This window comes from Geobacter sp. (assembly GCA_009684525.1).
GTDB lineage: Bacteria > Desulfobacterota > Desulfuromonadia > Geobacterales > DSM-12255 > Geoanaerobacter.
Genome location: WKKR01000002.1, coordinates 415,121 through 426,189, shown reverse-complemented (window position 1 = coordinate 426,189; position 11,069 = coordinate 415,121). Strand labels below are relative to the sequence as shown.

At 61.9% G+C, this 11,069-nt stretch carries 8 protein-coding genes; all 8 read right to left on the bottom strand.

Annotated features, from left to right (window positions below):
- Positions 1 to 45: 45 nt before the first annotated feature.
- Positions 46 to 1,407 (bottom strand): TolC family outer membrane protein, encoded by a 1,362-nt coding sequence (locus GJT30_08240; protein MSM39594.1) that lies wholly within the window; start codon positions 1,405 to 1,407, stop codon positions 46 to 48.
- Between the two features lie 321 nt (positions 1,408 to 1,728).
- The gene (locus GJT30_08235) at positions 1,729 to 2,367 is read right to left on the bottom strand and encodes a response regulator (GenBank protein ID MSM39593.1); all 639 of its coding nucleotides are present in this window, start codon (positions 2,365 to 2,367) and stop codon (positions 1,729 to 1,731) included.
- Complete coding sequence (locus GJT30_08230; protein MSM39592.1) at positions 2,351 to 4,354, bottom strand: sensor histidine kinase; 2,004 nt, start codon at positions 4,352 to 4,354, stop codon at positions 2,351 to 2,353. The genes GJT30_08235 and GJT30_08230 overlap by 17 nt, the downstream gene beginning before the upstream one ends.
- A gap of 81 nt (positions 4,355 to 4,435) precedes the next feature.
- Positions 4,436 to 6,064 carry an ATP-binding cassette domain-containing protein gene (locus tag GJT30_08225; GenBank protein MSM39591.1) on the bottom strand — a complete coding sequence of 543 codons (1,629 nt, stop codon included), beginning with the start codon at positions 6,062 to 6,064 and terminating at the stop codon, positions 4,436 to 4,438.
- 321 nt (positions 6,065 to 6,385) lie between these two features.
- A complete protein-coding gene (locus tag GJT30_08220) occupies positions 6,386 to 8,023 on the bottom strand; it encodes an ATP-binding cassette domain-containing protein (protein ID MSM39590.1) in 1,638 nt (545 codons plus the stop codon).
- 216 nt (positions 8,024 to 8,239) lie between these two features.
- Positions 8,240 to 9,334 carry a hydroxyacid dehydrogenase gene (locus tag GJT30_08215; GenBank protein MSM39589.1) on the bottom strand — a complete coding sequence of 365 codons (1,095 nt, stop codon included), beginning with the start codon at positions 9,332 to 9,334 and terminating at the stop codon, positions 8,240 to 8,242.
- A gap of 139 nt (positions 9,335 to 9,473) precedes the next feature.
- Positions 9,474 to 10,085 carry a DTW domain-containing protein gene (locus GJT30_08210; protein ID MSM39588.1) on the bottom strand — a complete coding sequence of 204 codons (612 nt, stop codon included), beginning with the start codon at positions 10,083 to 10,085 and terminating at the stop codon, positions 9,474 to 9,476.
- Positions 10,086 to 10,087: 2 nt separating this feature from the next.
- The gene (locus GJT30_08205) at positions 10,088 to 10,954 is read right to left on the bottom strand and encodes a hypothetical protein (GenBank protein MSM39587.1); all 867 of its coding nucleotides are present in this window, start codon (positions 10,952 to 10,954) and stop codon (positions 10,088 to 10,090) included.
- Between the last annotated feature and the right edge of the window lie 115 nt (positions 10,955 to 11,069).

Below are 11,069 nucleotides of genomic sequence, written 5' to 3'. Positions count from 1 at the left end.
GATCAACCCCGTCGCGACACGGTTATTCCCGCTTACCTGCCGTGTCTACTGAAGCCAGCTGTTGAGCTGTCTGATATCTTCGTCGTTCAGCGTCCCGACTGCATGCTTGAGCCGCAGCGTGTTCAGGACATAGTCGTTGCGGGCCTGCGAATACTCTTTCTTGTAGCGGTAGAGGTCCTGCAGCGAATCCAGCACGGCAATGCCGATAAACAGGCCCGCCTTGAAACCCTCCTGTTTTGCCTCCACCACGAGATTCTGTGCCTGGATCGACTTTTTCATCGCATCCACCCGTGACATCGCGCTCATGACCCCGGAGTAATCCAGGCGCGCCTTCCGTTCGGCGGCCCGCACCTCTTTTTCCAGCGCCTGGACGGCGCTCCGGTGTTTATTGCTGGCTTCGCGCGTCTTGGACGCGATAAGCCCCCCCTCATAGATGGGGACGTTGATCTTGAAGATGAAATCATAGGTGAGGGTGTTGCTCCCGCCGCCGAAGAGGGTACCGTCGGTATCCTTCAGGACATAGTCGGCCTGGAAATCGATGGACGGGTAATGTGCCGCCTTCTGCCGTTCAATCTCCTTCTCGGCAATCTCAGCCTTGTATTTCTGGATCAGCACGGCCAGGTTCTGCGTGGTTGCCGCTGCGACCCAGTTTTCGAGCTTGTCGGGGAATGGCGCTGCCAGGGGGATATCCGTCTTCAGAGGTTTGGTTTCTATGGCGGTTGTGCCGCAGATCTCCACCAGTGCCTGCTTCTTATCCTCCAGGAAGTTTTCCGCTTCCACGCGCTGGGCGCTCACCGCAGCCAGTCGCGCCTCGCTGTCGTACAGGTCCGTAATGGGAGCAAGACCGTTCGCGGTCCGCATCTTTGCCAGTTCGTAATGCGACTGGACCGCATCCTCCTCGGCCTTGATGGCAAGAAGCTTGTCGTATGCGGAGAGGATGTCCATGTACGCCTCGACGAGCCTTAAGGCGAGGTCCTGTTTGGCCTTTTCCAGCTCCAGGTCGGCGCGCTTCAGTGCCGACCTGGCCTGGCCGACCCCCAGGAACGAGCCGTACCGGAACAAGGGCTGCACGAGATTCAGGCTGAACCCCCTGGACTCGTAGGACGTGCTCCCGACGGCAAAGACCGTGTTGTCGGAGCTCCTGATATCCTGGCCCGTAAAGGTATAGTCGGCATCGCCGTAGATCTTCGGCAACAGCCCCGCATACGCCTGGTCAAGAACCTCCCGGTTGGCCAGATGCTCATATTTGGACCCGGTGAATTGCGGGTCGCTCTTGAGCGCGAGGTCGTAATAGAAGAGCAGGTCGCTCGCAGATGCCGGTTTCGGATGCGTCACCAAAGAGATCGCCACGAACAGAGCCAGCAATGTGGTAAAAATGATCCGGTTCATGAGCAACTGCCCTCCCATTCCTGGGCACCGAAGTGCCTCCAATTTAAACGAAATCTAATGATTGATTTTAGCACAAAAATACTCTCAAATCCTTATGGTTGACATCATTTTAATGTTAAAATTACAACTCTTCCCAATAGCATAATGGTCCGGCATACATAGGATTATATAAATCCATTGAAATAGACGCTGACAGACATGGTTACGCAGCGAAACTACCAATAAAAGTCTACCTTAAGGCCTTGTATTTGTATGTACGGGGGAACAGGTTTGTGCGTACGTGAGGTTGCGGATATGACTGTGGGGGATTTTACTGACAGAGGATCGTGCGAATGCACTTCACTTCTTGTTCCGGATGGCGTAACGCCTGAGCTCCCTCATGCTGTCCAGGTCGAGCTTCACGATGATGCGCGAAAAATAGGTCTCCACGGTCCGGACGCTGATGGTAAACGCTGCAGCGATCTCTGCGTTCGACTCTCCCTGGCCGAGCATGGAGAGTATCTGTTTTTCACGCTCGCTCAGCAAGGCTTCCCGAGTGGCCTCCGGCTGGGAAAGGAGCCTGTTTGCCAGGCTCTGGGCAGCCCGCGGGCTAACATGACGCCTCCCCGCCAGGATGTCGGACACGGCGGCAAGCAGGACATCCGCATTCTCCCGCTTGGTAACATAGCCGTTGGCCCCATTGGCAAAGGCCTTCTCGATGGTGTCGGCATCCTCATGCATGGAGTAGACCAGCACGGCGATGCCACGCTCCCGCAAACCGGCAATCAGCTCGAGTCCGCTCACCTCGCCGAGAGAGAGATCCAAGAGCGCCATGTCCGCACCGGACGACCCGATCCGCTCGCGCGCCTCGTCACAGCTCCCCGCTTCGCCGCAGGCGATGTGCGACTCCTGGGCGAGCAGTAGCTCCAGCCCCTGCCGCACTGCCGGATGATCGTCGATCAGGAAGATGCGCGCCGCTTTCTCAGATCTGGCTTCCATCGGATTGCCCCTCCTGCTTTCTCTCTTCGCACGGAACGACGCAGGTAACCACGGTCCCGCCCCCCTGTGCATCCGAAACGGTCAGGGTGCCACCGATCACCTTTGCCCGGTGCTCCATAATCCCCATGCCGAGCCCGCCGGTGGTCCGGGATGTGACGCTCCTGCCGACGCCATCGTCGCGGACCGTCAGGGTGAGCCGCGTGCGGTCCCGGCAATCGAGCCCGACAACAATGCGGCTCCCCCTGGCATGCTTCACCGCGTTGGTGATCGCCTCCTGGGCGATACGGTAGAGATGGGTGACACTGCCATGGGAGCAGTCCGCACAGCCCCGTTCCTGGATGAAATAGATGGCAATGCCGCTGGATTCGGCCAGGCGTCTGGTCAATTCATCGAGGGAGGCGCTGACCCCCTGGGGATCGTGCTCCACCGGCCAGAGCCCGTGGGAAAGATCATACGCGTGATTGACCGACTCTTCAAGCAGCGACGAGAGACGTTTCAATTCCGACGGTTCCTGGCCGGCACCCGCCAGCTTCCGCTCCAGCACGGAAAACTGCAGCCTGGCGCCGGTCAACTGCTGGCACAGCCCGTCGTGCAGGTCGCGGCTGATACGTCTCCGCTCTTCCTCGCACACATTGACGATCTCGCGCTCCAGCCTGGCCCGCTCCGCTATCTCCTCTTCCAGCGCCCGGTTCTTGTCCGTCACGGCATCGGACAGCTGTTCCACCGCGGCAAAGGCATGGGAATACCGTCGCGCCAGGGCTAGCGATTGTGAGCCGACCAGGAACAGGAAGCCGACCGGCGCCACATAGGCAGTGGCGATGACCCCGTGGTTATGGAGGATATCGTTCACCACCGTCAGGAAAAAGATCAGCAGCCCGGTCAGGATGGTTGCCGCCTCCCCCCTCTTCGCCAGGATCGCCCTGAAGAGCACGACAAAGAGGTAGCCCTGGATGAAGATGATGACCGGGTGAAACGGTGTGACCAGGAGACTCGATATCCGGGCAGGGGTCGCCAGGGTCGTGAGGCCGAAGGCCAGGCAGATCCCCTGCAAGAACCGCGTGAGCCGACGGGAGGAGTCTGCGGGATAGAGCGACTGGATGAACAGGAGGAGGAGCAGGAAGGCGGCATGGACCGTGAACAGCTCTGCCTTGAAGACGAGTTCCCAGGGAAATGCGGGAAAGAGGCCGGTGAAGATGCGGTTCTCGGTCAGGGCGGTCCTGCAGGCGACCACCAGGCAGAACAGGCCGAAATAGAGGACCGACCGGTCCGTGCGCCGGAGCTGGTAGAGAAAGACATGGTACGCGCCCATGATCAGCAGGCAGCCGAAGAGGAAGAAATCCAGCCCCTGCCTCAGCCCCTGTATCCGGGCAAGCCCTGCTTCACTGCCAAGGGTGACCGGATTCCAGACCCCACCCTTGGAGTGGTTGAAGTTGGCAACCTGCAGGACGATATCCAGTGAGTCACTGCTTCGGGGGAGGCGCGAGAGCTGCAGCAGATACTGGGGTCTGTTGGTGGTGGCACTGGTGCCGACCGTGCCGTTGCCGGCGATTTGCGTGCCGTTGACCCAGAGTTGATAGGCGGTTGCCTGGTCCAGGATGCGGATCGCCAACCGGGGTGCGTCGGGCCGGAGCCTGACCCGGAGGCGGAAGGTGGCGTACCCGTCGCCGCTCTGCTTCTCGCCGCCGATCTCCCGGCCGTTCCAGGTGCCGGGAACGGTGAACGGGCCGGTCATGAGAGGCGGGGCAGAACCGGCAAAGTCGCCGGGGGAAAGGAGCTGTCGCCAGAAGAATTCCCATTCGCCGTTCAGGTCGACGCTGCCGTCTTCCCGGAAATCCCAGGTCGTCAGGTCGATCACCCCTCCCCGTGCGAGAGGCGTTGCCCGCGTGCCGACGCTATCTGTGCGACAGCCGCTGACGCAGAAGAGCAGCGCCGCCAGCAGCAGGATGAGACCAAAGTGCAATGCCCGTGCGAATGCGGTTGGAAACATCGGTCAGTTTCTCCAAAACCTGCATACTCTCTGGAACCTGCGGAAACCGTCGCGCCCCAGCTTTCCCGGCAGCCCTCCCGCCTACGCCGCTTCCCCGTGGACCTTGTGCAGGTAGTAGGAATAATCCCCCTGGTAGACCCGCATCTCGCCGTGGTCGATCTCGAAAACCCGGTCGACGAGGGAGCGGAGGAAATGCCGGTCGTGGCTGACCAGCACCACCGTGCCGGTAAAGCCCTTCAGGGCGTCGAGGAGGATCTCCCGCGACCTGATGTCCAGGTGGTTGGTCGGCTCGTCGAGCACCAGGAAGTTAAGCGGCCGGGCCAGGAGGGTCGCCAGCACCACCCGGCTCTTTTCACCGCCCGAGAGGTTCTCGATCCGCTTGTCCACGGCATCGCCGGAAAAGAGGAAGGCGCCGAGGAGATTCCTTATCACGCCGATGTTGGCCAGCGGCATGGCATCCTGCACGGTCTCGAAGACCGTCTTCCGGGGGTCGAGCAGTTCCATGGCGTGCTGGCTGAAATAGCCGAGTTCCACGTTCGCCCCCAGGACGACACTGCCGGCAGTCGGCCCGGTCTGGCCGGCCAGTGTCTTGAGAAAGGTCGACTTGCCGGCGCCGTTCACCCCGACCACGGCAATCTTCTCCTCCCTCCGGATGATACCCGTAATACCGCTGAAAACCGGCTTCTCCTTGCCGTCCGGAGTCTGCCAGCTCTTTGCCAGACCATCCATGATCACCACGTCGTCGCCGCTGCGCGGCGGGGTATTGAAGGCAAAGCGGACCACCCGCTCCTCGGGCGGGATCTCGATCCGGTCGATCTTTTCCAGCTTCTTCACCCGCGACTGGACCTGGGCCGCATGGGAGGCACGTGCCGCAAAGCGGGCAATGAACTCCTCCTCCTTGGCCAGCATCTCCTGCTGCCGCTTGTGGCTTGCCAGCAGCTGCTCGAAGCGGATGTCGCGCTCCCGCTCGTAGAAATCGTAGTTGCCACCATAGGTGGTGACCGTTTTGTTGCTCACCTCGACGATCCGCGTGACGATCCGGTTCATGAAATCACGGTCGTGGCTCGTCATCAGCAGCGCGCCGGTGAATTCCGATGCCAGCCACTCCTCCAGCCAGATGATCGACTCCACGTCCAGGTGGTTGGTCGGCTCGTCCAGGAGCAGCACGTCGGGATGGAGGGTCAGGATCCGGGCAAGGCCGATCCGCATCTTCCAGCCGCCGCTGAACGACTCCACCGGGTGATTGAACCGGTCGGGCCCGATGCCGAGGCCGGTCAGCACGGTCTGGGCACGGGTATCGAGATCGTAGCCACCGCGATGCTCGAACTCCTCCTGGGCACTGCCGTAGCGCTCCAACAGGGCCGCCATCTCGTCGTCCCCCATCGGCTCGCACATGGCGCTCTCCATCGCCTTCAGCTCTTCCGCCAGCCGCACCGTCGCCGCCGACCCGGCCATGACCTCTTCCAGTGCCGACCTGCCCGCCATATCCCCCACATCCTGGGAGAAGTAGCCGATGGTCGTCTTCTTGGCGCAGGTGATCTCGCCGCTGTCCACCTCCTCCTCGCCGGTGATGATCCGGAAGATGGTGGTCTTGCCCGCTCCGTTCGGCCCGACCAGGCCGGTCCGCGAGCCGGGGAGGATCTGGAAGCTGGCATCGCGGAACAGGACCTGCGAGCCATGCTGTTTGGTGATGTTCGTGAGGTGAATCATGGCTGCTCCATACAGTGTAACCTCAATCCGTGACAGATGCCGGGTCGTCGAAGCGACTGTGCCCGAGAGCCAGCCGCTGTAGGCGAAATGGAGCGTCAACCGGCCTGCCTGTTTGAGCCCGTAAGGGTGAGTTGCAGGCAGGTAGCGGAATGAGCCGTACAGCGGCGGTTCGAGCGGCACTCGGAGCGTAGCGGCCCGGCAGTTGTCACGGATTTAAGTGTAAATAAAAAACCACAGGGACGCACCCTGTGGTCGAAACTATCTGGATTTGTATCATTATCTCTTTCATCAAGGCAAGCCCAAATTGCATCCCGGGAAAGGCTACAGGGTCAGGTCGCGGTGCCCGTGGCAGAGCCGGTCGCGGGTCTGCTCCACCTCGGCGCTCTCCAGGTACTCCTCGAAGCCCATGGCCCGGTCGATGACCCCCTCGGGCATGATCTCGACGATGCGGTTGGCCAGGGTAGCGACGAACTCGTGGTCGTGGGAGGCGAAGAGCACCACCTCGTTGAAGGCGATGAGGCCGTTGTTCAGCGCCGTGATGGACTCCAGGTCGAGGTGGTTGGTCGGTTCGTCCAGGATCAGGGCATTGGCGCCGGTGAGCATCATGCGGGCAAGCATGCAGCGAACCCGCTCCCCGCCCGAGAGGACAGCAGTCCGCTTGGTCGCCTCGTCGCCGGAAAAGAGCATCCGGCCGAGGAAGCCGCGGGCAAAGGATTCCCCCTCGCTGGGGGGCGAGTACTGGCCGAGCCACTCGATCAGGTTCAGGTCGTTATCGAAATAGGCGGCGTTCTCCTTGGGGAAATAGGCGCTGGTGATGGTCACGCCCCAGCGGACCGTGCCGCTGTCCGGCTCCAGCTCCCCGGCCAAGATCTGGAACAGGACGGTCTTGGCCAGGCTGTTGCCGCCGACAAAGGCGATCTTGTCCCCCTTGCGCACCGTGAATGTCAGGTTCTGCAGCACCTGCACGCCGTCGATCTGCTTGGACAGGTTGTCCACTTCGAGGATGATGTCGCCGCAGGCCCGCTCCGGCTTGAACGCCACATACGGGTACTTGCGCGACGACACCGGCATCTCCTCCACAGTGAGCTTTTCCAGGAGCCGTTTGCGCGAGGTGGCCTGGCGCGCCTTGGAGGCATTGGAGCTGAAGCGCTGGATGAACTCCTTCAGTTCGTTGGCCCGGTCGGTCACCTTGCGGTTCTCGTCCTGCTTCTGCTTCAGGGTCAGCTGGCTCGCCTGGTACCAGAAGTCGTAGTTGCCGACATATACCTGGATCCGGCCGAAATCGATATCCGCCACATGGGTGCAGACCTGATTGAGGAAATGGCGGTCATGGGAAACGACGATCACCGTGTTGGGGAAGCGGAAGAGGAAATCCTCCAGCCAGGAGATGGACTTCAGGTCCAGATGGTTGGTCGGCTCATCCAACAGCAGCACGTCGGGGTTGCCGAACAGGGCCTGGGCCAGCAGCACCCGCACCTTGTCGCCCCCTTCCAGCTCTTTCATCCGCTTGTGGCGCAGTTCTTCAGGGATGCCGAGTCCGTTGAGGAGCACCGCTGCCTCGGCCTCGGCCTCGTAGCCGTTCATCTCGGCGAATTCGGCCTCCAGCTCCGCCGAACGGATACCGTCCTCTTCGGAGAAATCGCTCTTTGCGTACATCGCCTCCCTGGCGGTCATCACCTCGTAGAGCCGGGCATGCCCCATGATGACGGTATCGAAGACCGTATGCTCGTCAAAGGCGAACTGGTCCTGCTTCAGTACCGCAATCCGCTCCCGCGGACCGATGGAGACCGTGCCGGCGTCCGCCTCGGCCTCTCCGGCCAGGATCTTGAGGAAGGTGGACTTGCCGGCGCCATTGGCACCGATGAGGCCGTAGCAGTTCCCCGGCACGAACTTGATGTTGACGTCCTTGAAAATGACCCGCTTGCCATAGGCAAGGCTTATGTTGTGTGCACTGATCATCAGCTTGCTCTCTTTCTGCGCCGACAAAAAAAACCACAGGGGTTGTCCCTGTGGTTAAGGCGCTTTCCATCTATAGCATGTTCGGGCTCGCGGAGCAATTCATTAACCGCATGCGCCGAACGGGAGCAGCTTCGCCGGCCGATGCGGGCCGGGCAATGGGAACGGCCGCCCGACGGCACGGGCGTACCGGGTTACAGCCCCGCCTGGGCCTGCATCTCAATAATACGGCAGCTGGTCGTCGAAGCGGGTGCCTTTGTTACGGAACCACGCAATCACATGCTTGATCGACTCGACCGCCTTGGTCTGCACCGCCACATCGGAGTTGAACGCCTGATGCGGCTGGACATAGATGTTGGCAGTCCGCTCGATGGCCCTTTTGACGAGCTCCCGCGCAGCCGGAAACGCTTCCGCCTCGCCGGACCCGTTGTTCAGGGCGCGAGCGAATTCGAATTCGCTCGAAAAGACGTCGAGCCCGATGCCGATGATCTTCCCGGCATCGTACAAGCGGAGCAGGGTCTCTTCCGGGGCGATCTCGCCCCTGGTGATATTGATGAAAATCAGCTCCTTTGCCGCCTGCGCCAGGTATTCTCCGGAAAAATAGCCGACGTTCCGGAACGGGCTCTCCGGGGTTTTCGTCAGGTTCATGGCGTTCACCATGATGTCGCTCTCCGCAGCCGCCTGCTCCCTGGAAACGAAGCGGACCGTGCCGTTGTACTGGCGGTTCAGCTCCTCTGCCCTGATATCCACCCCGTACACGGTCAGCCCGTTGGCCACGGCCAGGTCGTAGACCCGCTTCCCGATCTTGCCGACCCCGAACACCGTCAGGGTCCGGTGGCTCCCCAGCTCCATGAAAGCGCTGGAATGCTTTCTCTCGAACGTGGTGCAGTTGGTCTCATAGTGGTTGAGCAGGCCCGCGGTCGCATAGACGAACTTCATCGCCGTCTGCGCGACCGCATTGACGCAATACTCCCGCAGCGACGCGATGTTTGCCGCGTGCATCAGGTGCTCGAAATGGTCGTAACCGGCGCTGCGCGTCACAATGCTTTTTCTTCCGCCGCCCAGATAGCTCTGCGGGAGCAGCGAATGGGTCTTGGTCGAGATGAGGTCGGGCAGGACCGCGCCGGGATTCTTTGCCAGAAAGGCCTGGACCGTATCCGGCGTAATCAGGCAGGCATGCGTTTCCGGAAGCAGCCGCTCCTGTTTCGCCTTTGCGGTCTCCTCTTCGAGCAGCGCTGCCTCGGCGCCCAAGGCCTCGAAATGGATGATGTCGTACCTGGCCCCGCCTGGGGGTGAAGCTGTCCCGTTTGTCATGAGTGCTCCTGACCGTGCTGCGCTGGTTTGCTTAGCCGTTGCTCATCTTGTATCACAAAAAAAAGGCGCCGAAAAGGGCGCCGTCTCATACGGTATTGCGGAAAGCAGTGGTTTCCCCTTTCCGGAACCGTCCGCCGGGTCACGTCCCCTGCTCTTCCTTTAAGCCGCGGGCCTCAAGGGTCCGTGACACCATCAGGCGGAAAAGCTCCTCCATCCGGGCCTGGACCTCGGGCGATTCGATGATGCCAAAGGCGCGGGCAATGGCCTCAAACGTGGCCAGCCCTTCGGGATTGGTCTCCCGGCGCACCCCCCAGGCCGTTTTCGCCCCTGTGGGCAACCGGACCATGGTGGCATGTTCCAGTCCGGGAAGCCGCTTCCCCATCCGCGCGGCCTGACTCCAGTTGCCGTCCGGCACGACAAGGTTGACGGGGCGGGGATCGGCGGCAAGGAGGCTTTCGCCCAAGACCGGCGCGTCCTCGCCCGGATAGAGAAGGAGGGTGCGACGCTCACCGCAGTCGAGGTCACGAAAATCGAGCAGCCGTTCACGTTCTCCCTGGATGCGCAGTTCGCTGTTGGGGAGCATGGCCAGGGCCAGGGGCCCGGTCGCCGTCGGCTTGGCCCACTCGCGGTGGTGCATCACCAGGATGAGCCGGGTGCCAAGCTCGATGCAGGGGATGGCGCTGCAGATGCAGAGCCGGCTATGCAGGCGGCAGCGCGGACAGCGCTCGCTCCGTTTCGATCTGGTCCCCATGCTCAGTCTGTTCCGCCATGGGCAGCAGCTTTTAGCGTCAGCCTGACCCCCTCGGGGGAGAGCGTCACCAGGCCGTCCTTGTAGAGCCCGCCCACTGCCTTTTTGAAGGTCTTCTTGCTCATCCCCAGGGCCTTTTCAATGGCTTCCGGGGCACTCCGGTCGTGCAGAGGGAGGCTGCCGCCATGGGCCGCCAGCGCCTGCAGGATGATATCGCGGGCGTCGGACACCGCCTCGGCCCCCACCTTGCGCAGGGTAATATCCAGCTTGCCGTCCTCGCGCAGGCGCTTCACATAGCCGGCCAGCTGCATGCCCGCGGCGATACCGGCCGGCAGCTCGTCCCGGTAGAGCAGGGCGGGAAAACGATGATTGACGATGACCTTGGCGCCCAGGTCGGTGAGCTGCCAGACCAACAGATCGACGGCGTCTCCCTCATGAAGGTCGGGACGGCGGTAGTCGAGGCAGTCATCGATGCGGGCGTTGGCAAAGGGGCGCCCCTGCTGGTCCAGGTCGACCTTTACCAGGTAGCGCCTGCCGGCCTGCATCCGCTCGGGCTGAAGGCTGAACGGCGCCAGCAGGTCCTTGGCCATCCCCCAGTCGAGGAACGCGCCATGGGGGCCGACCGATCGGACCGCCAGCAGGGCGAACTCGCCGGCCTGGGCCAGCGGCAGACGGCAGGTGGCCTGCAGTTCGCCGGCAGTGTCCTGGTAGAGGAAGACCTCCAGCTCTTCGCCAGCCGTCACCTCGGCTGCCTCCCGCAGGGGGAGGTGGGCCAGCCTCTCGCCCACCTGCAGCCAGGCACCGCGGCTGTCGACACGGACGACCCGCAGTGTGTGCAGCCGGCAGAGTTCGGGTTGTGCAAGGTTCTCCATATGTCCCTCCTTCAGGAACCGTTTTCGCCATTTCGGATACAACGTGACAACCGGTTCCGGATCGACCCGGTTGCGCCCACTACCGTTATCCACGGCCATGGTTCGCCTGAATGCC

Bases quoted from the DNA above. Each gene is read 5' to 3' on its own strand.
- GJT30_08240 (MSM39594.1), bottom strand. From the start codon at position 1,407: ATGGGAGGGCAGTTGCTCATGAACCGGATCATTTTTACCACATTGCTG.
- GJT30_08235 (MSM39593.1), bottom strand. From the start codon at position 2,367: ATGGAAGCCAGATCTGAGAAAGCGGCGCGCATCTTCCTGATCGACGAT.
- GJT30_08230 (MSM39592.1), bottom strand. From the start codon at position 4,354: ATGTTTCCAACCGCATTCGCACGGGCATTGCACTTTGGTCTCATCCTG.
- GJT30_08225 (MSM39591.1), bottom strand. From the start codon at position 6,064: ATGATTCACCTCACGAACATCACCAAACAGCATGGCTCGCAGGTCCTG.
- GJT30_08220 (MSM39590.1), bottom strand. From the start codon at position 8,023: ATGATCAGTGCACACAACATAAGCCTTGCCTATGGCAAGCGGGTCATT.
- GJT30_08215 (MSM39589.1), bottom strand. From the start codon at position 9,334: ATGACAAACGGGACAGCTTCACCCCCAGGCGGGGCCAGGTACGACATC.
- GJT30_08210 (MSM39588.1), bottom strand. From the start codon at position 10,085: ATGGGGACCAGATCGAAACGGAGCGAGCGCTGTCCGCGCTGCCGCCTG.
- GJT30_08205 (MSM39587.1), bottom strand. From the start codon at position 10,954: ATGGAGAACCTTGCACAACCCGAACTCTGCCGGCTGCACACACTGCGG.